21 protein-coding genes and 1 pseudogene are annotated in these 25,463 nt (G+C 27.9%); 8 read left to right on the forward strand and 14 right to left on the reverse strand.

The window, feature by feature from the left end; all coding sequences use genetic code 11:
• Positions 1–7 precede the first annotated feature (7 nt).
• Genes FPD38_RS06320 through murJ form a run of 7 tightly spaced genes read right to left on the reverse strand, consistent with a single transcriptional unit; the run spans position 8 to position 8,628 of the window.
• Complete coding sequence (locus FPD38_RS06320; RefSeq protein WP_147555878.1) at positions 8–787, reverse strand: enoyl-ACP reductase; 780 nt, start codon at positions 785–787, stop codon at positions 8–10.
• Positions 787–1,683, reverse strand: a complete 897-nt coding sequence (dapA, locus tag FPD38_RS06325) for a 4-hydroxy-tetrahydrodipicolinate synthase (RefSeq protein WP_147555879.1) — start codon at positions 1,681–1,683, stop codon at positions 787–789. The genes FPD38_RS06320 and dapA overlap by 1 nt, the downstream gene beginning before the upstream one ends.
• Positions 1,676–2,926, reverse strand: coding sequence for a M16 family metallopeptidase (locus FPD38_RS06330; protein ID WP_147555880.1), 1,251 nt, complete (start codon positions 2,924–2,926; stop codon positions 1,676–1,678). The genes dapA and FPD38_RS06330 overlap by 8 nt, the downstream gene beginning before the upstream one ends.
• Positions 2,923–3,981: a quinone-dependent dihydroorotate dehydrogenase gene (locus FPD38_RS06335; protein WP_147556038.1), complete on the reverse strand. Its 1,059-nt coding sequence runs from the start codon at positions 3,979–3,981 to the stop codon at positions 2,923–2,925. The genes FPD38_RS06330 and FPD38_RS06335 overlap by 4 nt, the downstream gene beginning before the upstream one ends.
• A gap of 54 nt (positions 3,982–4,035) precedes the next feature.
• On the reverse strand, positions 4,036–5,799 hold the full coding sequence (locus tag FPD38_RS06340) for an ABC transporter ATP-binding protein (RefSeq protein WP_147555881.1): 1,764 nt from the start codon (positions 5,797–5,799) through the stop codon (positions 4,036–4,038).
• Positions 5,792–7,174, reverse strand: a complete 1,383-nt coding sequence (gene cysS / locus FPD38_RS06345; RefSeq protein WP_147555882.1) for a cysteine--tRNA ligase — start codon at positions 7,172–7,174, stop codon at positions 5,792–5,794. The genes FPD38_RS06340 and cysS overlap by 8 nt, the downstream gene beginning before the upstream one ends.
• A complete protein-coding gene (gene murJ, locus FPD38_RS06350) occupies positions 7,171–8,628 on the reverse strand; it encodes a murein biosynthesis integral membrane protein MurJ (protein WP_147555883.1) in 1,458 nt (485 codons plus the stop codon). The genes cysS and murJ overlap by 4 nt, the downstream gene beginning before the upstream one ends.
• A 130-nt stretch (positions 8,629–8,758) precedes the next feature.
• On the opposite strand from murJ, the gene FPD38_RS06355 reads away from it, so the two are divergent.
• The 6 genes from FPD38_RS06355 to FPD38_RS06380 are packed head-to-tail and all read left to right on the forward strand — an operon-like array spanning position 8,759 to position 14,559.
• Complete coding sequence (locus FPD38_RS06355) at positions 8,759–10,606, forward strand: flagellar assembly protein A (protein WP_147555884.1); 1,848 nt, start codon at positions 8,759–8,761, stop codon at positions 10,604–10,606.
• On the forward strand, positions 10,603–11,154 hold the full coding sequence (gene ruvA, locus FPD38_RS06360; RefSeq protein ID WP_147555885.1) for a Holliday junction branch migration protein RuvA: 552 nt from the start codon (positions 10,603–10,605) through the stop codon (positions 11,152–11,154). Before FPD38_RS06355 ends, ruvA begins: the two co-directional genes overlap by 4 nt.
• An 11-nt stretch (positions 11,155–11,165) precedes the next feature.
• Positions 11,166–12,206: a D-alanine--D-alanine ligase gene (locus FPD38_RS06365; protein ID WP_147555886.1), complete on the forward strand. Its 1,041-nt coding sequence runs from the start codon at positions 11,166–11,168 to the stop codon at positions 12,204–12,206.
• A 2-nt stretch (positions 12,207–12,208) separates the two neighbouring features.
• Positions 12,209–12,436: a type II toxin-antitoxin system Phd/YefM family antitoxin gene (locus FPD38_RS06370; RefSeq protein ID WP_147555887.1), complete on the forward strand. Its 228-nt coding sequence runs from the start codon at positions 12,209–12,211 to the stop codon at positions 12,434–12,436.
• Complete coding sequence (gene estV, locus FPD38_RS06375; protein ID WP_147555888.1) at positions 12,423–13,166, forward strand: EstV family lipase; 744 nt, start codon at positions 12,423–12,425, stop codon at positions 13,164–13,166. The genes FPD38_RS06370 and estV overlap by 14 nt, the downstream gene beginning before the upstream one ends.
• Positions 13,159–14,559, forward strand: a complete 1,401-nt coding sequence (locus tag FPD38_RS06380; protein ID WP_147555889.1) for a Mur ligase family protein — start codon at positions 13,159–13,161, stop codon at positions 14,557–14,559. The genes estV and FPD38_RS06380 overlap by 8 nt, the downstream gene beginning before the upstream one ends.
• 11 nt (positions 14,560–14,570) lie before the next feature.
• Here the strand turns inward: FPD38_RS06380 and flgH are convergent, their stop codons facing one another.
• Positions 14,571–15,272 carry a flagellar basal body L-ring protein FlgH gene (gene flgH / locus FPD38_RS06385; protein ID WP_147555890.1) on the reverse strand — a complete coding sequence of 234 codons (702 nt, stop codon included), beginning with the start codon at positions 15,270–15,272 and terminating at the stop codon, positions 14,571–14,573.
• 87 nt (positions 15,273–15,359) lie between these two features.
• Here flgH and pta point away from each other — a divergent pair, with 87 nt between their 5' ends.
• Together pta and FPD38_RS06395 are read left to right on the forward strand one after the other, a co-directional pair.
• The gene (gene pta, locus FPD38_RS06390; protein WP_147555891.1) at positions 15,360–16,823 is read left to right on the forward strand and encodes a phosphate acetyltransferase; all 1,464 of its coding nucleotides are present in this window, start codon (positions 15,360–15,362) and stop codon (positions 16,821–16,823) included.
• Positions 16,820–18,004 (forward strand): acetate kinase, encoded by a 1,185-nt coding sequence (locus FPD38_RS06395; RefSeq protein ID WP_147555892.1) that lies wholly within the window; start codon positions 16,820–16,822, stop codon positions 18,002–18,004. Before pta ends, FPD38_RS06395 begins: the two co-directional genes overlap by 4 nt.
• A gap of 29 nt (positions 18,005–18,033) precedes the next feature.
• Here FPD38_RS06395 and FPD38_RS06400 read toward each other — a convergent pair whose 3' ends face one another.
• The 6 genes and pseudogenes from FPD38_RS06400 to FPD38_RS06425 form a co-directional block, all read right to left on the reverse strand.
• A complete protein-coding gene (locus FPD38_RS06400) occupies positions 18,034–18,804 on the reverse strand; it encodes a MetQ/NlpA family ABC transporter substrate-binding protein (RefSeq protein WP_147555893.1) in 771 nt (256 codons plus the stop codon).
• Between the two features lie 75 nt (positions 18,805–18,879).
• Positions 18,880–20,073, reverse strand: coding sequence for a DUF8374 domain-containing protein (locus FPD38_RS06405; RefSeq protein ID WP_147555894.1), 1,194 nt, complete (start codon positions 20,071–20,073; stop codon positions 18,880–18,882).
• A gap of 9 nt (positions 20,074–20,082) precedes the next feature.
• Positions 20,083–20,715: pseudogene (locus FPD38_RS06410) on the reverse strand (methionine ABC transporter permease); the annotation flags it as partial.
• 23 nt (positions 20,716–20,738) lie between these two features.
• Positions 20,739–21,695, reverse strand: a complete 957-nt coding sequence (locus FPD38_RS06415; RefSeq protein WP_147555896.1) for a methionine ABC transporter ATP-binding protein — start codon at positions 21,693–21,695, stop codon at positions 20,739–20,741.
• A gap of 4 nt (positions 21,696–21,699) precedes the next feature.
• On the reverse strand, positions 21,700–24,312 hold the full coding sequence (locus FPD38_RS06420; RefSeq protein WP_147555897.1) for a valine--tRNA ligase: 2,613 nt from the start codon (positions 24,310–24,312) through the stop codon (positions 21,700–21,702).
• A gap of 80 nt (positions 24,313–24,392) precedes the next feature.
• Complete coding sequence (locus FPD38_RS06425) at positions 24,393–25,451, reverse strand: OmpA family protein (protein ID WP_147555898.1); 1,059 nt, start codon at positions 25,449–25,451, stop codon at positions 24,393–24,395.
• Positions 25,452–25,463 lie beyond the last annotated feature (12 nt).

The following is a 25,463-nucleotide window of genomic DNA, read 5'->3' on the forward strand; positions in this document are numbered from 1 at the left end:
ACTTAAATCATTTAAAAGTGGTGCCACCATCAACTATTAAGGTGTGACCTGTGATCCAATTTGCTTTATCAGAACATAAAAATAAACATGCTCCAGCAAGATCTTGAGGCTCTCCAATACGATTTAATGGACTAAGATTGATTGTTGCATTTTTAACTTCTTCATAATTTGTAAAAGCTTTTAACGCATCTGTGTCAATAGGTCCGCCACTAACTACATTAACACGGATATTTTTAGCACCAAGTTCTGTTGCAGCATATCTTGCCATAGCTTCTACCGCTGCTTTTGCAGTTCCATGGCCTGCATAATTTTCTATATGAACTAAATTTCCAGTTGATGAGATAGAAAGAATACTTCCGCCACCAACTTTTTCCATTCTTTTAGCTGCTTCTTGAGCCCCAACTACAAAAGCATTTACTGTAGCTGTAAAGATATTGTTGATTCCTTTAGGTTTTAATTTCATAAATTTAGTATATCCACCAACTACTGCACGACCTGAAATGATAGCATTTGAAATGAAAAAATCAATTCTATCAAAATCAGTGTCGATTTTTTCAAATAATTCTTTATAAGTTTCTGGTTCAAGTATATTAAATTCGTAAGCTTTTGCTTTAACTTTGTAATTGTTTTCTAAATCTTGAATTATCTCTTGAGCTAAATTAACGTTTGAGTTATAAGTAAATGCTATATTTGCTCCGACTTTGGCAAATTCATAAACTATAGCCTTACCAATACCTCTTGTTCCACCGCTAATTACTAAAGTTTTGTTTTTAAAAAAATTATCCATTAAAATCCTTTTATATTATAGTTTTTCATTGTTGTTTCTATTTTTGCTAAGTTGCAATCGCTAGGCTTACAAAGTGGCAAGCGATACTCTAAAGTAGGAATCAAACCTGCTATGTACATAGCTGCTTTAATAGGTATAGGATTACTCTCGCAAAATAAAATTTTATTGATATTATACAACTCATCATTAATTTTTTTAGCTTCTGTAAATTTTTCATTTAAAGCTAAATGGGTAAGTTTTGAAATCATATCAGGAAGTAAATTTGAAGTTACTGAAATTACTCCTTTTCCGCCATTAGAAAGTATAGGATAGTTGATAGCATCTTCTCCGCTTAAAAGCATCATTTTTGGCTCATGTGCTAGCAAATCAACACATTTATCAATACTCCCGCTAGCTTCTTTCACTCCATAAATATTTTCACAATCTCTAAATAATTTTATTATGGTTTCAGTTTGCAACTCACATCCAGTTCTACTTGGAACATTATACAAAAGAATAGGAATATCAACTTGTTTAGCTATTTCTTTATAGTGAAGATATAAGCCTTCTTGGGTTGGTTTATTATAATAAGGAGTTACACTTAAAATTCCATCAGCACCATTATCTCTTGCGAATTTAGCTAAATCTATTGCTTCATGGGTAGCGTTAGATCCAGCTCCTGCTAAAACCTTGACATTGCTTCCTTTACAAGCATCTAAAGCTATTTCTATGCAGATTCTATGTTCTTCGTGAGTTAGTGTTGCACTTTCTCCAGTTGTTCCAACAGGAACTATAGCGTCAATACCATTATTTATTTGTCTTTTTATAAGCTTATGATAAGTTTGCTCATCTAGTTTTCCATTTTTAAAGGGTGTAATCAATGCAGTCATTGCACCTATGATGACATTTTTATTCATTGTCTTCCTTTTTTAAAATAATGGTTGTAGAAGTATTTTCTATAAAATATTTTTTGGCACATTGAACTAAATCTTCTTTGGTAAGTAAATTAATATTTTTTTCATAATCAAGCAAAGGTTTTAAGTCTCCTTTTGCAAGATAAGATCCATAAGTATTTGCCACTGAAGTAGCATTATTTAATGAAAAAATAAATTCACTTTTAACATTATTTTTAATTTTTTCCATTACTTCATCATCAAATTTAGAATGTTTAAGATCATTCAAAATTTTCCAAAGTTCTTTTTCTACATCTATAGCTTTAATACCTTCGTTGCAAATACAAATAAAAATAAACAAATTCTCGTCAATATTTTCACTAGGATAAGCATAAAATTCATTGATTAAACTTAATTTATCGATTAAAATTTCATTAATTAAAGAACTTTTTCCACTTCCTAAAATCTCACTTAATGCACAAAGTTTTGGCATATCTTCGTGATTAAAAGGTGGAATTTTAAAAGCAAGAGCTAAAAGTTCTACATCGCTTTCTTTATGCAAAATGACTCGTTTGGCTCCATTTTGCACAGGTTCTTTTTCAAAAACTAATGGAATATTTTTGGTATTTTTTATATGGGAAAAATATTTTTTTGTAAGTTTAAAAACATTTTCTTCGCTAATATCTCCACTAACTAATAAAATAGCATTTTTAGGTTGATAGAATTGTTGATGGAAATCTTTTATATCTTCTATGGTCCAATTTTGAATATCATTAGAAAAACCTATAGGAGTCCAGTGATATGGATGATGCAAAAAAGCATGATTATATAGATTAAAATATAAATATCCTAAAGGATTATTATCAGTCCTCCATCTTCTTTCTTCTAAAACCACATCTCTTTCAGGTTGGAATTCTTCATCTTTTAAATTTAAATTTTCCATTAGCTCAGCAAAAAGCCATAAAGATTTTTCTAAATTTTCATTTGAACACTTTATATAATAATGTGTATAATCAAAGCCTGTGCTAGCATTATCTACTCCACCAAAACCTTTGATAATTTCATCAAATTCTCCAGCTTTTAAATTTTTAGTGCTTTTGAAATTTAAATGCTCAAGCATATGGGCTATACCACTTTTTCCCATTTTTTCATTTCTCGAACCAACTTTATAAAAAATATCTACACTAATTACTCCACTTTTTTTATTCACAGGAAGAGTATAAATTTCTAATTGGTTTTCAAGGGTAATTTTTTTATATTCTATCATTTAAAATTCACTCCTATAGCTTGAGATATATGATGAAAACCATCTTGTTTTAAAAGTTCTGCTAAATTTTTATTAATTTCTTTTACTATCATCGGTCCTTTGAAAATTAAAGCTGTATAAATTTGTATTAAACTAGCTCCATTTTTAATACGCTCATAAGCAAGTTCAGCACTATCAATACCACCGCAAGCTATCAAAATCGTATCTTTGTAAATTTCTTTTGCAACTTCTTTAAAAAAAGTAGCACTTTTTTGTGCGATCAATTTCCCGCTAATTCCACCAAAATTTCGCATATTATCAATTAAAGAATAATCAATACTAGTATTTGCCATTATAATAGCATCGACTTTTGCAGCAATTGCGCTTTTGCAAAGCGATATAGCACTATCTATATCCATATCAGGAGCAATTTTTAATATAATAGGTTTAGCAGTAAGTTCTTTTGCTTGAGCAAAAAGAGTGTTGATGAAATTTTCACTTTGTAAATCTCTTAAATTTTTAGTATTTGGCGATGATATATTAATAACAAACATATCACATAAGTCTTTAAAATCTTTTATCAAAATTAGATAATCATTGATAGCATCATCGTTTGAAGTGTGTTTATTTTTGCCTATATTTGCAATTAATGGGATACTAAAAGGATATACTTTTTTAACTTGCTGAGCAATGTAATTTTTACCTTTATTATTAAACCCCATCGCATTTTGTATGCTTTCTTGTTCAACTAATCTAAAAAGTCTTGGTTTTTCATTACCTTTTTGAGCTTTTGGGGTAAAAGTACCATATTCTAAAAATCCAAATCCTAAAGCGCTTAAAGGCCTAATCATCGTAGCATTTTTATCAAAACCACCTGCTAAACCAACGGGATTATAAAAATTTAGATTAAAAATTTTTTGATGAAGCATTTCATCATTATAAATGCAATCTTTTGCAAAAAAACTCATAGATCCTGGAAAGATACAATCAATCCCACGCATACCTAATTCAACTATACTATGGGCGGTTTCGGGATCAAATTTATAAAGTAATGGTTTTATATTTTCATAATTTATCATCGTATTCTCATAAAATTAATTAATATTATTTTAGCTGAAATTTCATAATCTTTAGTTTTCTTTTGATAATTTTTTTTCACTCTTTTGAACTTTTTGTTTGAGTTTTTTGTAAATTTCACAATTTTCCATTAGATAGGCGTCATTTCCAATTGCAGCAATTTTACCTTTATCAAGTACAGTTATTTTGTCAGCATTTTCTATGGTGCTTAGTCTGTGAGCAATAATAAGTATTAAATGATTATGTTTTAAATCTTCAATGGTTTTTATTATAGCTTTTTCACTTTCATTATCTAAAGCTGAAGTGGCTTCATCAAAAATTAAAATTTGAGGATTTTTATACAAAGCTCTTGCAATAGCAATGCGTTGTTTTTGACCGCCTGATAAATTTTTGCCATGTTCTTGTAATAAAGTATGAATTCCTCCAAGATCTTGGACAAATTCATAAGCATTAGCTTGTTTTAATACCTCTATGATTCTTTCTTCATTATAATCTTTTGCATAAGCTATATTTTGGGCAATGGTATCGTTAAAAATATAAATATTTTGAGTAACTAAAGAAATATGCTCTCTTAAACTTGTTATATTAAATTTGCTTATATCGCTTTGATTGATTAAAATTTCTCCACTATTTTTTTCATAAAAATACATCAAAAGATTAATAATTGAAGATTTTCCTCCGCCACTTGATCCTACTAAAGCTAAAATTTCCCCTTTATTAAAAGAAAAGTTAATATCTTTTAAGACTAATTTATCTTCATAATAACTTAAGGCTACATTTTTAAAGCTTATATTTTGAATATCTTCATTTATGATGTGATTACCACCTTTGATTTTTGGCTCTAAATCTAGTAGATAAAAAGTTCTCTCGCTTGCTGCAACCGCAATTTGTAATCTTGTAAATAAAGATGAAAGTCTTTTAATAGGAGTATAAGCTAAAAATAGTGCAGTTAAAAAGCTAAAAAATGCACCAATGGTTAAATTGCCTTCTATGACTTCTTTGCCACCAACGATAATTACAATTGCAACCCCTATTGAACCCATAGTTTCCATAAAAGGGCTACTAAGAGCTTCTATTCTAATTCCTCGTAAGGAAATTTTACAAACTTCATCATTATTTTTGCTAAATTTTTGCATTTCATTATCATTAGCATTAGAAGCTTTTATGAGTTCTATATTAGAAAAAATTTCACTTAATCTTGCTACCAAGTCTGAATTTTTTTCTTGAGTATTGCGACCTATTTTTTTAATTTTTTTAGCAAAAATTATTAGAGGTATTATAGCAAGCGGAAGCACAATTAAAGCAAAAAAGGCTAATTTTGGACTTTGGTAAATTACTACACTTAAAAGTCCTATGGTTGAAATACTTTCTCGTAAAATTTCTGGAATGATACTAGAGACTATATTTTGCAAAGCACCAATATCTGAAGTACATCTGCTTATAAGCTCTCCGCTTCTGTATTTTTGAAAAAAAACCATATCCAAACGCAAAATATTATTTAAAACAAGTTCTCTTAATCTTCTTAATATATCCATACCAACATAAGAAATATAATAAGTTTGCATATAACTTCCAAGATTTTTTAAAAAATAAATCACTACAACAAAAAGTGGCATGTAATAAAGCAAATCAATATTTTTTTCTATAAAAATTTTATTTAAAATAGGCTCTATGATATAAGCACTAGCAGCGGTTCCTCCACTAGCTAAAAGCATACCTAAAATAGCCAATGCAAAGTAAAACCAGTATTCTTTATAATAAGGTTTAAAGCGACTCAAAACCTCTTTGAGCTTCATTTCTTTATAATTTTTATCCATTTTTTTCCCATACAACGCCATTTGGTGTATCCATTAATAAGATATTTTCTTTAGCTAAATTATCACGGATTTGATCAGCTAAAGTATAGTTTCTTGCTTGCTTGGCTTCATTGCGTAAAATAATTTGTTTTTCTATTTTTTTACATTCTTCTTTGCTAATGCCAAATTGAAAATATTTTATAGTGTCTACTTTTCCTATGCCAAAGATAAAACCAAGCTCATGCAAAATTTCGCTACTTAAATCTTTATATGTTTTATCTTTTGGATTTTTATCTAAATGATTATTGCACTCATTAATAAATTCATCCATAAGTGCTAAAGCTTTAGAGCTGTTTAAATCATCATTTAAAATTTCTATGATGTTTTTGGTTATTTGGTTTTTAAATTTAGGTTTTAAATCATCGAAGGCATTTAAATTTAAGCGTTTTTTCAAACGATAAAATTTATCAAGTCTTTTTTTAGAGTTTTTTAAATCCTCCAAAGAATAATTAAAATTAGCTCTATAGTGAGAGCTTAGTAGGTAAAATCTAATTGCTTCTGCACAAAATATCTTCAAAGAATCTTTTAAAAAAAAGCTATTGCCTAAGCTTTTACTCATTTTTTCACCATTAATTTGTACAAAACCATTGTGAAGCCAAAAATTTGCTAACTCATAATTATTTTTACAGCGACACTGACTTGCTTCATTTTCATGATGAGGAAAAAGTAAGTCCATTCCACCAGCATGGATATCTAATTTATCTTTATAAATACTTTCTATCATCACAACGCATTCTGTATGCCACCCAGGTCTACCAGTGCCAAAAATAGCAGGATAAAATTTTTCATCAAATTTCCATAATACAAAATCACTTGGATTTTTTTTAGTATTATTTTCCTCTAAACGAGACTTTGTATCTTCTACACTTCTGTTTGATATGCAAAAATATTTTTTATCTTTGCTTGTATCAAAATAAATTCCATCATCAAGTCTATATGCAAAATCTTTATCTAATAAATTTTGAATATAATCAATCATTTCTTTAATATAAGCTGTAGCTTTTGGTTTATAGTTTGGTTCTAGGATATTTAAAGCTTGCATATCATTTTCATAACTTTGGATATAAAAATTGGTAATTTCTTCTAAGCTTTTTTTGCTTTCTTGCATTTTTTTTAAAATTTTATCATCAATATCTGTGTAATTTCTTGTAAAAATCACTTCATAGCCATTGGCTATTAGTACTCTTTGTAATAAATCAAAACAAACGCTACTTCTAGCGTGTCCTAAATGTGCATCATCATACACAGTAGGTCCGCATAAATAAATATATACTTTATTTTTTTCTTTAGGGATAAATTGACATTTTTTCTTTTGAACACTATCAAATAAGATCATAAAAATAAACCTTTAAAAAAATGATAACAATAAATTAAAAATTTTATCATAACACTTTTACTTTCATATAATACAAAAGCAAAAAAACTTAAAAAGATAAAGCTTAACACCCAAAACTTAATCCTAAGTATAGCCAAAAGATTTTTAAAACCAAATTCTTTTATATTTGCAAAAAGTAGATAAAAAGCACTGATAGAGGATGCCAAAGCTATACCTAGACTTTTATATTCATCTTCTTTTATAAGTAAAATAATAACTATGCTAAAAAAAGCTGATATAAATAGAGTTTTAAAAGCAATAATAGCAGCTGTTTTTTGCTTAAATTTTGCATATAACCACAAAGAAAATAATTTTTGTAAACCAAATGGTATTAACCCTAAAAGATAAGCTTGCAATAACAATGCAGTGATGATAGTATCTTGCTCATTAAAATTTCCTCGTTGAAATAAAAATTCAACAATTTCTTTAGCTAAAACTACTCCTATAATGGTAGCTAAGATTAGCAATACACTTAAATACTCTAAAGCTTTTTGCATAAATATCAAGGCTTTGTTTTCTTCATTTGCCTTTAGGTATTTTAAAATTTTAGGAAAACTTACTTGACTTAAAGCTATTGCAAATAAGGCCAAAGGAAGCTGAAAAACTCTATTAGAATAATACAAATACGAAATACTTCCTGCCATTAAAAAACTTGCAATAGTGGTATCAAGTAAGGAACTAAGTTGGTTTGCAGAAGAACCTAAAAGTCCATGCATAAAAGTAGAATGAAATTTATCAAGTTTTGCTTTTGTTCTTTTAAATTTAATACTCAAAAACATACTTTTTAAAATTTTAGTATTTTTTAAAGCAATCATATGCCATACAAGTTGAGCAAATCCGCTTAAAACAGTCGCATAAGAAAAATAATATAAAGCTTTTAATGGCTCTTCTTTGCTGACAAAAAATCCAGCTATAACTACAAAAAGATTAAAAAAAGAAGCAGAGAAAGAAGTGATAAAAAATTTTTGTTTATAATTTAACAAAGCACCTAAAAAAGTAACTAAAAATATAAAAAATAAATACCAAAAATTAATCGAAACCAAAGGAGCGGCTAACAATATGGTTTTTTGATTAAATCCAAAAGCAAATATTTTTGTAAAAAAAGTAGAAAAAAAACTAACTAATACGCAAAGTAAAAAAACAATGATGCTAAATTGAGTCAAGACATTAAGACAAAAAGCGCCTTTTTTGCTAGCTTTTAAAAAATTTGGCAAAAATGCTTGTCCAAAAGCACCTTCTGCAAAAATTCTTCTAAAAAATGCTGGCATTTTAAGGGCTACAAAAAAAATATCACTATATACGCCAGCGCCTAAGTATAAAGCTAAGATAATATCTCTTAAAACACCCAGTATTCTTGAAAATAAAATTCCTAAAGAATTGATAATAAAATTTTTAAAAATAATATTTTTTTTCATTGATTTTTATTCTTTAAATGTTATCTTGTATATTGTAAAATTTTTATATAAACAATTTTAACGAAATTTTGATTTTATTTTAGCTACAATCGATTTTTAATATATAAAAATTTATGAAAGTTTTGAATATATGAAAGAAAATACAATCTTATATACCAAAGATCCTTATAAAGAACTTTTATCTTTTGCTCTTGCAAATAAAATTGATGCTAAAAATTTAGATTTTAAGCTTTTAAGTTTTAGCACTTCTTATACTTTTGATAATCAAACTTGGCATAAAGTAAATGAGCAACAATTACAAATTTTTGAAGAAGATGAAAATTTTTTAAATCCAAATTTAAACATAGAGCAAGAATATAAAATTCAAATTGATACCAAAGCAAATATTGCAAGTTCTAAAATTAATGTAGAATTAAAAACCGATGAATTATGCACTTTTTTAAAAGCTATTGTAAAAGCCAATGAAAATATTTCATATCATGAAAAAATTGCTTTAGATGTTTTTGAAGCTATTTATAAACGGATGATAAAAGAAGGGTTTTTGCTTGGATTTAGAATTTTTGATTTCAAAAGGCAAATTATTAGTTTTAATACAAAAGTTAAAGAAAAAAAAACATTTGATCTTGAGATAGAATTTGAAGTGAGTAAAGGGTTAAAGCCACAAACTAGTATTGATGAAAAAATTATTTTTCATTATATTGAAAAATTAAAAAATCTTGATGATATGATGAATAGAAATTATATAGTTTCTATAGGAAAAGATGAGCTTGCCATAGAAAGGATAAAACCCAAAGATGGAAAAGAAGGTAGGGGTTTAAAATTTAAATTTTTAAAATCTTTACCACCTAAACTGAATGAAGAAAAAATAAGTGTTTCTAATAATTTTGAAATCAAAGAAGACGAAGAAAGTATAAAATATATAGCAAAAAAAGATGGTTTTATTGTGGTTCATAATTCTACATATGAAATAGAAAATCATTTGGAGCTTAACAAGGTAGATTTTAAAAGCACAGGTTCTATTTGGGCTGGATTAGATAAACAAGTAAGTATTGTTGTTAAAAATACTAATTTATTAGAAGAAGCTGTAGGACCTAGGATAACTTTAGAAGCTCAAGAGCTTGAAGTAATAGGAAATATAGCTCAAGAATCTACTTTAAGAGCTAAAAAGCTTTTGCTTAAAGGCAGTATGCATCAAAAAAGTAAAATTTATGGAGAAAATGTTGAAGTAGATATTTTAAAAGGATATTGCGAGGCAAATGAATTTAAAGCTGAAGGTTTGGAAAATGGAATTCTTAGAGCAAAAAAAGTTAATATAAAAAAAGCCATGGGCGGAGAGATTATTGCAGATGAAATTTATATAGATGAACTTTTTGATAATTGCGTGTGTAGTGCAAAAAAACTTATATGTATAGGTAAAATTCAAGGAACCGGTAATAAATTAATCATAGAGCATGCTAAAATTTTTGAGCAAGATGATAGTGGTGAAGTGTTATTGCAAAATTTAGAAAATAATAAAATCGAACAAGAAAGAACTAAAAATGAATTAGAAGAAATAAGACACACCATCCATGTAAGTAAAGATTCTGTAAAGCTTTTGCAGCAGAAAGCAAAAGAATTTATGGCTGCTAAAAAACCTATACCACAAGCTTACAAAAGCACGATTAATGATTATAATCACAAAATAGAACTTTTTAATCATTTAAAAACTACGCTAGAAAATTTGATAGAGCAAGAAAAAGATGGCATTAAAAAAATAAAAAAAGTCCAAGAAGAATTATTGGAAGCAAAAATTATTAATAAAAATGGTAATTGGGCAGATTTAAATGAAATTAAATTTAAATTGCTATATCCAAGCAAAGAATTAACTTTTTCTCCTCAAAAAGAAGAAAAAATTCAATGCCTGCAGTTAATAAAAATAGGTGAAGATGATGCAAGTTATGAAATTCGCGCGCTTACTACTTATAAGGAAGATCAATGATAGTTGCAATAGAAGGTCAAATAACCAAGAAAGATCCTACTTTTGTATTTTTAAAAACATCAAATGGAATAAGTTATGGAATTAATGTATCTTTATTTTGTTCTGCAAAATTTAATAAAAATGACAAAATAGAATTATTAATAACTCAAATTATCAAAGAAGATTCTCATAAACTTTATGGATTTTTAGATATAAATGAGCAAAAAATGTTTGAATTGTTGATTAAAATTAGCGGTATCGGAGCAACTACTGCTATGGCTGTTTGCTCAAGTTTGGATACAAATGCATTTTATACAGCATTGCAAAATGGCGATGAGAATGTGTTTAAAAAAGTTCCAGGCATAGGGTCAAAAAGCGCTAAAAGAATTATCGCAGAATTAAGCGATGCTAAAATAAATATTGAAAATTCAAATCCAGTACATTCTCAAGCTTTGGCTGCACTACTTTCTTTAGGATTTAAACAAGAAAGTATTTTGAAAGCTTTAAGTGCTTGTCAAAGTTTAGAAACTAGTGAGCTTATAAAAGAAGCTTTGAAAAAATTAGCATAAAAAGGATATTAATGGTATATGGGATTATTTTTGGTGCAAATTCTTACGAACATGAAATTAGCATAGTAAGTGCAGTGGTTTTAAAAAAAGTCTTAAAAGCTCAAAAAAAATTCATATTTTGTGATGATAAAAAAGAATTTTATCTTATTGATGAAGTTAAAATGAATGCAAAGACTTTTAGTAGCGGTGCATATAAAAAAGAAAAACAATTGATTTTAAAGCAGGGCGGTTTTTTTATTAAAAATTTGTTTGGCGATAAAAAAGTTGAAATAGATATGATGATTAATGTTGTTCATGGCAAAGATGGAGAAGATGGTAAAATAGCTGCTTTATTAGATTTTTATGGTTTAAAATACATTGGCCCAAGATTAGAAGCTAGTGTTTTATCTTTTAATAAAATCTTTACAAAGCTTTATGCAAAAAGTGTTGGGGTTAAAACTCTTGATTATAAGGTTTTAAATTTACATCAAGATAAAAATGAAAATATTAATTTTCCTTGTATTTTAAAACCTGCAAGGCTTGGCAGTAGTATTGGTATTAGTATAGTTAAAAATGAAGAAGATTTTAAATATGCAAAAGATATTGCTTATGAATTTGATGATGATATCGTGGTTGAAAATTTTATAAGCAATATAAAAGAATACAATCTTGCAGGATGTATGATCAATGATGAATTTTGTTTTTCTATGATAGAAGAACCCAAAAAAAATGAAATTTTAGATTTTGAGCAAAAATATTTAGGTTTTTCAGAGAGCAATAAAATCAGTGAAACTGATATTAGCGAGGAGTTAAAACAAAAATTAAAAGATAATTTTAGCAAAATTTATAATCCTTTATTTAAAGGTGCTTTGATTCGTTGTGATTTTTTTGTGATTGATGATGAGGTTTATTTAAATGAAATCAATCCAAACCCAGGTTCATTAGCCAATTATCTTTTTGAAGATTTTACTCAAATTGTAAATACGCTAGCAAAAAATATTAATCTTGAAAAACAAATTAAGATTGATTATAAATTTTTACATAATATTAACGGGCAAAAAGGCAAGTTATAATTATGACTACTTTTAGCAAAGATGAAATTTATACTGCAACTGAAGTGGTAAGAAATTTTAGCACCATACTTGAAAAAACTAAAAAAAGTGAAAATGGTAGGCTTGTTATAGTTAAAAATAATAAATTTGAAGCTGTTTTGCTTAGTTTTGAAGAATATGAGCGTTTGAGTGAAGCTGTAATGCTTTTAGAAAATATTTATAAGCAAAAGGCAAATAATGGCAAAGACTAGAGTGTATTCTAATGGCTATTTTTACAATCTAAGTTATGAAATTTTAAATTTACAATGCAAAAATACCATACTTATCTTACATGGTTGGGGAGCTAATAAAGAACTTATGAAACAAGCTTTTGGCCAATATTTAAAAGATTACAAACAAATTTATCTTGATTTACCCGGTTTTGGTAATTCAAGTACTGATGTAGCTATGGATTCTTATGCTTATGCAAGAGTTGTAGAGGATTTTATAAAAACTCTTGAAATTAAGGTCGATTTTTTAATGGGCCATTCTTTTGGTGGAAAAGTTGCTACTTTGATGTGTAAGCAAGATGTTTATAAGGGTTTGATTTTACTTTCTAGTGCGGGTGTGGTTTTGCCAAAAAGTTTTAAGGTTAAATTTAAAATCACACTTTTTAAAATTTTAAAACATCTCCCATATAGCGATAATATTAGAAAATTTTTCATCAGTAAAGATGCTCAAGATATGAATGAGATTATGTATGAAACTTTTAAAAAAGTTGTCAATGAAAATTTAGAGCAAGAATTTCAAAGCTTATCTAATCCTATTTTGATTTTTTGGGGCAATGAAGATAAAGCCACGCCATTAAAGAGTGGAGCCATAATACATTCTTTAGTAAAAAAAGGGAAATTTTATTCTTTAGAGGGCGATCATTTTTTCTTTTTAAAGCATGCTCAATTTATCAGTGAAACAATCGATAAGGAATTTGCAATTGATGCTTGAAATTATTTCTTTTTTGAGTTTAAATTTTATCATAGGTTTTTATTTGATTTTGGCTTTGCAATGGTATTCTTATAAATTTAGTAGAATTTTGTTGCATTTTGCTAAACCTTTGTGGCATATATATTTTATCTGTATCCCATATATATTTTTTATTTTTTCTTTATATATCAATAATTTTTTACCATATTTAATCGCGTTTGTATGTTGTTTGATTTATAGTGTATATTTATATAAAAATTTAGATAAAAAATTAGTTTTTACAGCTAGAATCAAACGATATTTTTTATGTTTGTTTGTATTTAGTGTGGTTTTTGTAAATTTTCATTATTTAGGATTAGAAGCGTTAATTTGTGCTTTTGTATGCAGTTTTTTAATAGAAAAAATCAACCAATTGTATTTTATACAAAAGGCTAAGAAAAAAATTTTTGCAAATAATGATTTAAAGATTATTTTAATTACTGCAAGTTTTGGTAAAACAAGTATAAAAAATTTTTTATATGAACTTTTAAAAGAGCAATATATTTGCTATAAAACCCCACGAAGTGTCAATACTTTTTTAGGAATTATCAAAGATATAAACGAAAATTTAAATCCAAATACTCAAATTTACATAGTCGAAGCAGGTGCTAGAAAACAAAATGATATTTTAGAAATCACTCAATTTTTAAATCCTCAATTTTGTATAGTAGGGGAGATAGGTTTGGCTCATCTTGAGTATTTTAAAACCCAAGAAAATATACGCAAGACTAAATTAGAAGCATTAAATTCAAAGCGTTTGGAAAAATATTTTCTCCACTCAAGTACTTTATATAAAGATGAATTTTATGATGATTTTTTAACTCAAGTGCAAGCTAATTTAGATGGATTAAAATTTAAAATGAAACTTGATAATCAAGAATATAGTTTTCACACACCATTACTTGGAGTTTTTAATGCTTATAATTTAAGTGCGTGTATAGCGATGAGTTATTATTTAAAAGTGGATATAAATGATATTGTTAAAAATGTGGCTAAATTAAAACCTGTAGAGCATAGATTAGAAATTATTTCAAAGGAGCCTAAATTTATCATTGATGATGGTTTTAATGGAAATTTTAAAGGTATGAGTCAAAGTTATGAGCTTTGTAAAACTTATCAAGGTCGTAGAGTGCTTGTCACACCTGGTATAGTTGAAGTTAATGAAGAAGAAAATATCAAGCTTTGTAAGATTATTAATGAGTGTTTTGATTTTGTGATTATCACTTCAGAAGTAAATAGTCAAACTTTAAAAAAATACATTGAACTTGAAAATATTGTTTTAAAAGATAAAACTAAATTAGTAGAAACTTTGGCTAATTTTACAAAAAATGGAGATTTGATTTTATTTTCAAATGATGCACCAAGTTTTATGTAGAAATGTTTGGCTTAAAAAGGCCAAACAGTTTCCATAAATTTTGTTCCCCAAGGTTTGCGGGTAGATTTGTCTATATCACCTTCGGTTTTGTAAAGGATTTTTGCATCCGCAATGTATTTGCTATCTATCATATTATCTTGAGAAATATCATAAGGTCTTATAACGCCACTAAGTTGGATAATTTGTTTTTCACCATTTATCAAAAGCTCTCTACTGCCTTCTATGAAATAATTTCCATTGGATAATACTTTAATCACCCTTGCTGAAATGGTTGTTTGGAAATTTTCACTCCTAGTTTGAGTTCCTGTGCCTTGGTATTGTGAAGTACTAGAAGTTTTGTAGCCTACATTAGTATAATCATTTAAAAAATCTCTTGCTTTGCTAAGTCCAGCTCCTGTGGTGATTTGTCCGCCGCCTAGATTGACATTGTTGTTTTTGCTGGTGGCTTTAGAACCTTGCGAATTTTGTGTAGCAGTTTCTCTAATGATTACAGTTACTAAATCATTTACATTCATAGCTTTTTTATCAGAAAATAATGGATTATCTCCTTTTCCAAAAAGTGAACCAGGATTAGTTTGTGTATTATGATTTTGTTTTGGTGCAAGTTCTTCCACATAAGCAGGTGGTTTCATATTAATATGTGGATCTACGGTAGCACTGCAACCAAGCATTACTAAAGGTAACATATATAAACTAACATTTTTAAATTTCATAAATTATAACCTTATCTTAATTATGATTAATTTTAATATTATTATATTACAAAAAAAATAACTAATTTGTTAAAAAAGAAGGAAGCAATGAAATCAATTTTTGTTTTAAATTATGATGAAAAATTAGTTTATTCGTGTATTAATAAAATCAATGCTGATGTTGTTTTTTATTTTCCAGTTTTAAACAATATTGTTAAAGAAAAAGTAGAAAAATTATGCCATGATAGACAAATTAATTTTAATTTTTCTTATACTTTTGATAATGAAAATTACAAAACAATTATGATTAAAAATTCAAGTGATTTTTTTAAAAAAATCATAAAAGACTTTGAAAAAATTAAAGCAAATCATCATATAATAAGTTTTGGTGTGCATGATTTTGGATTAATGGGTGATTTAAATTTAAATATATCTTTGGCTAAAGAATTAAATACTCCTTTATATGCAAAAGAAAACAAAGATTATGAAATTTTACATTTTTTATTAGAGCAAAAATTAAAAAATTTTGTATTGTTAAAAAATGATAAAGATTTTTCTTTGATTGATTCTTATACTTATAAAACAAAGGCAAGATTTTCATATGAGCTTTTTGAAAAAGCAAAATCTAATAAAAAAATCATAGTTTTGCCAGAAAGTTTTGATGAAAGAATTTTAAAAGCAAGTGAATTTTTGGCACAAAATGATATTGTTGATTTGATTTTGCTTGGCGATAGTAATGAAATTTGCTCTAAGGCTAATACTTTAAATATAAAAATTGATGGTGTGCGTATTATAAATCCAAAAAATTCACAATATAATGAAGAATTTGAAGAGCTTTTGTATGAAGCAAGAAAAAACAAGGGTATGAGTAAAGAAGAAGCAAAAAGTCTTATCCAAGATAAAACATATTTTGGTACTATGTTAGTTCATACTAATAAAGCTCATGCGATGGTAAGTGGAGCAAGCACCACAACAGCACAAACTATACGCCCAGCTTTACAGCTTATTAAAACTAAAAACGATGTAAGTTCTGTTTCAGGCATGTTTTTTATGTCTTTAGAAGATCAAGTGTATGTCTTTGCAGATTGTGCAGTTATGCCAAATCCTACTTCTGAACAACTTGCAGAACTTGCATATGTGAGTGCAAATAGTGCAAAAGCTTTTGGACTTGATCCAAAAGTAGCTTTGCTTTCATATTCTAGCGGTGATAGCGGTAGTGGAATAAGCGTAGATTTGGTAAAAAAAGCTGTAGAAATTGCAAAAGAAAAATATCCACAATATTTAATTGATGGCCCTATACAATTTGATGCAGCAGTGGATATAATGACTGCAAAAAGTAAAATGCCAAATTCTAAAGTAGCAGGCCATGCTAATGTATTTATATTTCCAGATTTAAATGCTGCAAATATATGCTATAAAGCGGTTCAAAGAACGGCTAATTCTTTAGCCATAGGTCCAGTTTTACAAGGTCTTAAAAAGCCAGTTAATGATTTAAGTAGAGGTTGCTTGGTTGAAGATATTATTAATACTGTAGTTTTAAGTGCAATTCAGGCACAAGAAGGAGAAAAATGAAAATTTTAGTTTTAAATTCAGGTTCTTCATCAATCAAATTTAAGCTTTTTGATAATGATGAAGCGATAGCTTCAGGTTTAGTTGAAAAAATAGGTGAGAAAATTTCAAATATAGAATTAAAAAATTTGAAAACTTCAGAAAAAATTCAAAAAGAATTAGCCATAAAAAATCATGAAGAGGGTATAAAACTGATAAATGAGTTGTTTGCTCAAAGTGGAATTTTGAGCGATTTAAACGAACTTGATGGTTGTGGGCACAGGATTGTTCATGGAGGTTCAAATTTAACTAAACACTGCATCGTTAATGATGATGTTTTAAAAGAAATTGAAAGAATTTCTCATATGGCTCCATTGCATAATCCTGCACACTTGGTAGGCATCAAAACTATGATGAGTGCTGCTAAAAATGTTCCAAATGTAACAGTTTTTGATACAGCTTTTCATCAAAGTATGCCAGATTATGCTTATATGTATGCACTTCCTTATGAATACTATGAAAAATATCAAATAAGAAAATATGGATTTCACGGGACTTCGCACTCTTATGTGAGCAAGCAAGCTGCAGATATACTTGGTAAAGATATCAATAATTTTAATGTAATTAGTGCTCATTTGGGAAATGGCGCTAGTGTTTGTGCTATAGAAAATGGAAAATGTGTTGATACTTCTATGGGTTTAACTCCTTTGGAGGGCTTAATCATGGGAACTAGATGTGGTGATATGGATCCAGCTGTATTACCTTTTTTATCTAAAGAATTAAAATTAAACACTGATGAGCTTGATGTTGTTATGAATAAAAAAAGTGGTGTATATGGAATTTGTGGTTATAATGATTTTAGGGATATACATGCACAAATTGAACAAAATGATGATAAGGCAAGACTTGCTTTAGATATGTTTTGTTACCGATTAGCTAAGTATATTGGTTCATATTATGCTATTTTACCTAGAGTGGATGCATTAATTTTTACTGCAGGTATAGGTGAAAATGATTCTAAGGTAAGAGAAAAAGTGTGCAAAAGATTAGAGCATTTAGGCTTTAAAATAGACACAAATAAAAATGCAAATTTAAGAAGTGGGCAAATTAGCCAAGAAAATTCTAATATAAATATATTGATAGTTCCTACTGAAGAAGAATTAGAAATTGCAAAAATTACAGCAAATCTTATAAATTGTAGATAAAATCTTGAGTATTTTACTCAAGATTTAGTTTAAAATGCAGGTATTACTGAGCCATTGTATTTTTGATTGATATAATCTTTTACTTTTTGACTTTGCAAGGCTTGGCTTAAAGCTTTGATTTTTTCATCATTTTCATGACCTTCTTTTGTGACAAGTATATTTGCATAAGGACTTTGACCATCTTCAATTAAAATACTATCTTTAGCTGGGTTTAAGCCTGCTGATAAAGCATAATTTGAATTAATAATTGCAAAATCAACATCTTCTAAAGATCTTGGAAGTTGAGCTGCTTTTAACTCTATAAATTTAATTTTTTTAGGATTACTGATAATATCAACATGGGTTTTTAAAACGCTATCTTTAAATTCAACTAAATCTGCTTTTGCGATAATATCTAAGGCTCGACTCTCATTTGTTGGATCATTCGGTACGGCTATAGTTGCTCCATTTGGCAATTCATCAATACTTTTAAATTTTTTAGAATAAATAGCCATCGGTTCTATATGAACTGCTGCTACTTTTACCAATTTAGTTCCTTTGTTTTTATTAAATTCTTCCAAATAAGGTGTGTGTTGAAAAAAATTCGCATCAATTTCTTCGCCATCAACTGCTAAATTAGGTAAAACATAATCAGTAAATTCTTTAATTTCTAGTTTATATCCTTTTTGTTCTAAATCAGGCTTGATCTGCTCTAAAATTTCTGCATGGGGAACAGGAGTGGCTGCTACAGTGATGATTTCATTGGCAAATAAACTTGCACCTAAAAGTGTATTTAAAGCAATAAATTTTAACAAATTCATAATTGCCCCTTTTAATAAATTTGATATGCTTTAGATTATAATATAAAAATATTAATAAGATATTTTAGATTTGCTTTACCTATTTTTGTAAGTTTGTGATATTTTTTTTAATTGTTTGATAAAGATAAAATATCCTCCTTTGCGCCAATTTTTTTGAGCGCGTATGAGATTTTTACCTATTTTATAAGAACAAGAGCGTTTATTTTGCAAACCTTCTGTATGATAGTCTTCATAAGTTTTTAAAGGAGGTAATTTAAGATGAGGATTGTTTTTTATATCTTCTTGGAATTTTTTAGCAATATTTTTATGTTGATAATAAATTCTTAAAAGTGTATATGGGAGTAAAAAAATCTTTTTTTTGTTTTTTGCCGCATCTATGATAGCATATCCTAGTTTATATGAAAGATGGTATTTAATTCTTTGTTTAACATGTCTCTTGTCTATTTGAATTTTTCCTTGATATTTACTTCCGCCAAGTTCTTGCCATCGCTCGTAATATTTTTGCCAACTTGGCCAAGTTTTATTACATAATGAGCTATTCCAAAAGCGACTATTAGCCCCGCTTGCATGTACCAAAGAAGCATTTTGCATTATATTGGTAAGATAATGAGTACTTCCTGTGTACTTATCTTTTAAATTTTTGACTTTAAAATTATTTTGCAAAAGCATTAATGAAAATACGCCTTGATCTTGGACATTGAATTTGTTTTTTGATAAGTAAGTATAGATGAAATCATAGCATTTTAACGGATCTTCTATAAGATCAGTAAAAACTAAAATACCTGTTTGATAAACGCATTTGTTAGGGTAGTTGTTTTCTAAAGGTAATGCAGTTTTAATCAAGGTTTTACCCAACCTTGCTCCAAAATGGTATTTTTTACTTCGCAAACGATAAAGTTCGCTAATATCTTTTAATAATAACACATCAAAATCAAGATAAACAATACATTCACACTCATGTAAAAATTTAAATGCTTCAAATCTAGCAAAAGCCATATGAGTCCATCTTTTAATAAAAAACAAATCTGAAATTTTATCTTGATTTATAAGCTCGATGAAATGTTCTTGGGTAAATAGTATAAATTTAATAGTTTTATTTTTAACGATTTTTTTCATTATGTTTTGATCTTGAGTGGAAAAACCATCATGGATGATATAAAATATATCTATTTTTTCACTCATTAAATCCATGATGTTAATAAGTAAAGTTCCTATTGTAAAACTTGAATTTTTAGTTGCTGCTAGTAAAATTCCTAGTTTGTATTTCATAAATTATCTTTTTGTTATTTTATAGAGTAAATTTCCTATTAATTGTATGATTTGCACTAAAATGATTAAAATTATTACAGTTTGTATCATGATTTGAGTGTTAAATCTTTCATAACCATAGCGTATAGCTACATCCCCCAAACCTCCTCCTCCAACAGTTCCCGCCATAGCAGAAAAACCTACAACTACGATTAAAATCATGGTTGTGCCATTGATGATATTTGGAAGTGCTTCATTAAGCATGACTTTAAAAACAATTTGAGTTTTGCTTGCTCCATAAGATCTTGCAGCTTCTATAATACCTTGATCAATTTCTTTAAAAGCGCTTTCTATCATCTTAGCTAAATACGGAGCTATCCCTATAGTAAGAGGAACTATAGTCGCTGTCGTTCCAATGCTCATACCAACGATGTATTTAGTAAATGGGCTTAAACCTACAATTAAAATCAAAAATGGAAAAGATCTTAAAATATTAATGATAAAATCAAGCACATTGTAAATACTTTTATTTTCACACAATCCCCCTTTGTCTGTAACGGTAAGCACTATAGCGGGGATTATAGCGATTAAAAAAGCTAAAAATGTTGAAACAAAACTCATGTATAAAGTTTCTAACAAAGCTGGATATAAAATATTTTCAAAAGTAGTTAAAATGGTTTCTAAATTCATACAAGCTCCCAAATCACGCCATTATTTTGCAAATAATTTAATACATTTTCTTGATCTTTAGGTGAAATATTGATAACTAAATTACCCAAAGCATTATTGTTTAATTTTTCAATTTTTCCCCATACTATATTAAAATCTATATTTAAGGTTCTAGCCATATGAGTAATAATGCTTTGGTTTGCCTTTTCTTTGCAAAAATAAAGCCTAATATTTATCCCATTTTGCGGTAAAAATTCATTTTCTCCTAAAAATTCACGCATTTTTTGACTGGGTTTTAAAAATAATTCTTCAACTTTCCCTTTTCCTATGATTTGCCCATGTTCAAGCAAAACAGCTTTATGGGCTATTTGTTTTACTGCTTCCATTTCATGGGTCACTAAAATAACACTTATATTAAATTCTTTATTAATTTGTGCAATAAGTTCTAAAATATTATTTGTAGTATTAGGATCCAAAGCCGAAGTTGCCTCATCGCTTAATAAAATTTTAGGATTTAAAGCTAAAGCTCGTGCTATAGCTACTCTTTGTTTTTGCCCGCCACTTAATTGTGCTGGATAAGAATGACTTTTATTGCTAAGTCCTACAAGCTCTAAAAGTTCTGAAACTCTTTTTTGTATATTTGTTTTATTAAACCCGTGAATTTCTAAAGGCATGGAGATATTTTCAAAAATGTTTTTACGACTCATTAGAGCAAAATGCTGAAAAATCATACCTATATCTTTTCTAAATTCTCTAAGTTGTTTTTCTTTAAGGGTTTTAATTTCTTGATCAAAAACCTTAACGCTACCATCTTGATAACTTTCTAAGCCATTAATGCATCGTAATAAAGTGGATTTTCCAGCTCCACTATGCCCAACAAGTGCATAAATTTCACCTTTTGAAACTTCTAGAGATACATCATTGATGACTAAGTCTTTGCCGTAGTATTTTTTTAAATTTTGTATTTTTATCACTTATTTAACCTTGTAAATTAGAAATTTCTTCACAAATTTTATCTAATTGTGATTTTATAGTATTTAGTTGATTTTTATTTTGTTCTACAATTTGCGTTGGTGCATTTTTAATAAAATTTTCATTTTTCATCATTGTATCAAGCTTATTAAATTCTTTTTCGAGTTTTGTTTTTTGATTGTTCAAACGATTTAAAATTCCACTTAAATCTAAATCTTGCGTAGGGATGAAAACTTCTAATTTTTCACTTACATCTCTGATTGATTTTTCTATATTTTTATCAACCAATTCAATTTGTTCACATTTTGCAAGAGTAGTGATGAAATTAGTATAATTTTTAAGTTGCTCGCTTAAAGAAAAATCGTTTAATTTTATATACGCTTTTTGAATTTTTGTATTAGCTAAATCTACTAAAGTTTTAGCACGACGCACAGAAACTATACTTTCAATGATAATATTAAATAAATCTTCTATTTGTTTATCTTGAGAAGTAAATTCAGGATATTTAGAAATCATAATAGATTCGTGTGTATGGATGGAAGTTTTGCTAAGTTCATGATATAAATATTCACTAATAAATGGCATAAAAGGATTTAAAAGTTTTAATGCTTCTTTAAAAATACTTCCAAGTTCTTTTATGCTTGATTTTTCAGCTTTGCTAAGTTCAATACCCCAATCACAAAATTCATCCCATAAAAATCTATATAAAGTATTTGCTGCATCATTAAAGCGATAATTATCTAAATTTTCTCTTACCTCTTTAATACAAAGATTAAAACGAGAAAGCATGTATTTTGCTAATGTTGATTGGATTTGATTTGGATTTAAATCTTCAAATTTTTCTTCATTTAAAAGTAAAAATTTGCTTGCATTGTAAAGTTTATTTGTAAAATTTCTAACTTGCAAAAGCTTATCGTTACTCAACTTAATATCTCTTCCTTGGATTGCAAGTAAGGCTAGGGTAAAGCGTAAAATATCAGCACTATATTCTTCTACACTTTCAACTGGATCTATGACATTGCCTAAAGATTTACTCATTTTTCTACCTTGTTCATCTTTTACAAGAGCATGTAAATAAATATCTTTAAAAGGAAGCTCATTTAAGGCATTAGTGCTTTGAAACATCATTCTAGCAACCCAAAAAAATAAAATATCAAAACCAGTGATCAATAAAGAATTGGGATAAAAATCTTTCAAATCGCTTTCATTCCAAAGGGTGTTTTTACCCCATTCTTTATTACCCCATCCTAAAGTACTCATTGCCCAAAGTCCTGATGAAAACCAAGTATCTAACACATCTTGATCTTGTTTAAAATTACTACTTTGGCATTTTGGACAAGAAGCAGGGGTTTCTTCGCTTGCCCATTCATGTGAGCATTGACAATAATACACAGGAATTTGATGACCCCACCAAAGCTGTCTTGAAATACACCAATCTTTTAATTCTCTCATCCAAGCATTAAAACTATTAATCCAATGCGAAGGATAAAATTTGCTTCCACCTAGATTAACCTTTTCTATACTTTCTTTAGCAATTTCATTTTTCACAAACCATTGTTTGGAAATATAGGGCTCAACAACATTTTTACAACGATAGCAATATCCAACTTGATTGGTATAATCTTCTATTTTTTCTATAAAACCTTTTTCTTCTAAGGTTTTAACTATTTCATCTCTAGCTTCTAATCTTTCTTTGCCTTTAAAATTCAAACAATGCTCGTTTAAAATTCCTTTTTCATCAAATATAGTAATAAATTCAAGATTATGTCTTAATCCAACTTCATAATCATTTACATCATGAGCGGGGGTTACTTTTACAGCTCCTGTTCCAAATTCCATATCAACATGTTCATCAGCAATGATTTTTATCTTTTTATTGATTAAAGGTAAAATGGCATATTGTCCTATTAGATTTTTATATCTTTGATCATTTGGATTAACCATAATCGCACTATCGCCAAAATATGTTTCAGGCCTTGTTGTAGCAACTACTATATAAGAATTGCTATTTTCTAAAAAATATCTTAAATGGTATAATTTCCCTTTGTTTTCTTTATGTTCTACTTCTATATCACTTAATGCACCATCGTGTGTGCACCAATTTACCATATAATTTCCACGAACAATAAGTTTTTTATTATAAAGATCTACAAAGGCTTTTTTTACAGCATTAACTAAACCCTCATCCATAGTAAAACGCAAACGACTCCAAGCAGGAGTGATGCCTAAAATTCTCATTTGTTTTACTATGGTTCCACCGCTTTGTTCTTTCCATTTCCAAACTTTTTTTATAAATTCTTCTCTTCCTAATTTTTCTTTGGTTATACCTTGAGCTAAAAGCTGTTTTTCTACTACATTTTGAGTTGCAATACCTGCATGGTCAAGTCCTGGTTGATAAAGTGTTTTATATCCATCCATTCTTTTATAGCGAGTTGTGATATCTTGCAATGTACAAGTTAGAGCATGCCCTATGTGTAAAACACCTGTTACATTTGGTGGAGGCATCATGATACAAAAATTTTTGTCTTTTTTTTGAATTTTTTTATTACCATCTATTTCAAAATATCCACGCTCTTCGCAAATTTTATAATATTCTTTTTCTAGTGATTTATCATACATAATGTTTACCTTAAAGAAGAGATGTAAAATTGCTATATTAGCTTAAAAATATTAAAGAAGTTTTGAAATTGATGTAGAAATTAGTTATAAAAATTAATTTCTACTTTACGATTGTCTTGTCTTTGTTGATCAGATTTATCTTTTAGTGGATATTGATCTTTACCCAAAGATTGAATTTGCACTACTTCTGTGAAAGTAAAGAAATGTTTTGCGACATTCATTGCTCTATTTAAACCTATCATATAGTTTGCAAAAGAGCTTCCTCTATCATCTGCATAACCTTGAATTTTCACTCTTTTGATGATATCTTCTCTTGCTAAACTTTGATTGATTTTTTCAAGTATATCTTCATTGCTATAATCACTATAGCCATTTCTGTCAAATAAGAATTTAGAATCTTTTATATCCATATTAACATATTTGTATTTTTTCTTATTTTTATCAAAAATAATATCTTTATTATAAATACTTAAATTCATATTGTCATTTGGAAGCATTTGGATAAAAATAGTTAAATTATAATCCTTTGAAATTTCAGCAATAGGGCGAATCATTTCATTTAAAAGTCCAATTCTATAATCACTTAAAGTTTTGCCATTTAAAACATAAACTTTTACAAAATCACTGCTTAATCTACTTTCGTATTTACTTGTTTTGCCTTTTTCGATGTATTCTTGCATAGTGCTTTTATATTGTGATTTTGAGCTAGTAGGTTTTTGTTTAAAAGAGCTAGCTTGTTCTTCTTTGGTAGAATTTTTTATTGGTTTGGATTCTTCTTGAGTAGGATTTGTTGGTTTTTCGTTATTTATAATTTCTTCTTTTTTGCTTGTATCATCTTTTAAATTATTATTTATATTTGCAGTGTTGTTTGAGTTTTCTTGTACTTCTTGAATAGAAGGTGTTTGAGTTGGTTCATTTGTCTCATTGGTGTAAGAATTTAAATTTTGATTATAGGTATTATTGTTTTGAGTGTTATAGCTATAATCTTGATTTGTGCTTGAGTAATTTTTATATGAATTATTTTCTTTTGTATAATCATACACATAAGTTTTTTCATCATCAAAATACCACACATAAAAACCAATACTTGCACCAAGCAATATTATTAAAGCTACACTTAAAGCAATAATACTTTTCATTTTAAATCCTTA

It is taken from the genome of Campylobacter volucris, assembly GCF_008011665.1.
GTDB classification, from domain to species: domain Bacteria; phylum Campylobacterota; class Campylobacteria; order Campylobacterales; family Campylobacteraceae; genus Campylobacter_D; species Campylobacter_D volucris_A.

Excerpts from the sequence above, each read along its gene's own strand:
- FPD38_RS06400 (WP_147555893.1), bottom strand. The coding sequence starts at position 18,804 with ATGAATTTGTTAAAATTTATTGCTTTAAATACACTTTTAGGTGCAAGT.
- ruvA (WP_147555885.1), top strand. The coding sequence starts at position 10,603 with ATGATAGTTGCAATAGAAGGTCAAATAACCAAGAAAGATCCTACTTTT.
- FPD38_RS06395 (WP_147555892.1), top strand. The coding sequence starts at position 16,820 with ATGAAAATTTTAGTTTTAAATTCAGGTTCTTCATCAATCAAATTTAAG.
- FPD38_RS06330 (WP_147555880.1), bottom strand. The coding sequence starts at position 2,926 with ATGATAGAATATAAAAAAATTACCCTTGAAAACCAATTAGAAATTTAT.
- FPD38_RS06380 (WP_147555889.1), top strand. The coding sequence starts at position 13,159 with ATGCTTGAAATTATTTCTTTTTTGAGTTTAAATTTTATCATAGGTTTT.
- FPD38_RS06340 (WP_147555881.1), bottom strand. The coding sequence starts at position 5,799 with ATGGATAAAAATTATAAAGAAATGAAGCTCAAAGAGGTTTTGAGTCGC.
- estV (WP_147555888.1), top strand. The coding sequence starts at position 12,423 with ATGGCAAAGACTAGAGTGTATTCTAATGGCTATTTTTACAATCTAAGT.
- pta (WP_147555891.1), top strand. The coding sequence starts at position 15,360 with ATGAAATCAATTTTTGTTTTAAATTATGATGAAAAATTAGTTTATTCG.
- FPD38_RS06425 (WP_147555898.1), bottom strand. The coding sequence starts at position 25,451 with ATGAAAAGTATTATTGCTTTAAGTGTAGCTTTAATAATATTGCTTGGT.
- FPD38_RS06365 (WP_147555886.1), top strand. The coding sequence starts at position 11,166 with ATGGTATATGGGATTATTTTTGGTGCAAATTCTTACGAACATGAAATT.
- FPD38_RS06405 (WP_147555894.1), bottom strand. The coding sequence starts at position 20,073 with ATGAAATACAAACTAGGAATTTTACTAGCAGCAACTAAAAATTCAAGT.
- FPD38_RS06420 (WP_147555897.1), bottom strand. The coding sequence starts at position 24,312 with ATGTATGATAAATCACTAGAAAAAGAATATTATAAAATTTGCGAAGAG.
- murJ (WP_147555883.1), bottom strand. The coding sequence starts at position 8,628 with ATGAAAAAAAATATTATTTTTAAAAATTTTATTATCAATTCTTTAGGA.
- cysS (WP_147555882.1), bottom strand. The coding sequence starts at position 7,174 with ATGATCTTATTTGATAGTGTTCAAAAGAAAAAATGTCAATTTATCCCT.
- dapA (WP_147555879.1), bottom strand. The coding sequence starts at position 1,683 with ATGAATAAAAATGTCATCATAGGTGCAATGACTGCATTGATTACACCC.
- FPD38_RS06320 (WP_147555878.1), bottom strand. The coding sequence starts at position 787 with ATGGATAATTTTTTTAAAAACAAAACTTTAGTAATTAGCGGTGGAACA.
- FPD38_RS06370 (WP_147555887.1), top strand. The coding sequence starts at position 12,209 with ATGACTACTTTTAGCAAAGATGAAATTTATACTGCAACTGAAGTGGTA.
- FPD38_RS06355 (WP_147555884.1), top strand. The coding sequence starts at position 8,759 with ATGAAAGAAAATACAATCTTATATACCAAAGATCCTTATAAAGAACTT.
- flgH (WP_147555890.1), bottom strand. The coding sequence starts at position 15,272 with ATGAAATTTAAAAATGTTAGTTTATATATGTTACCTTTAGTAATGCTT.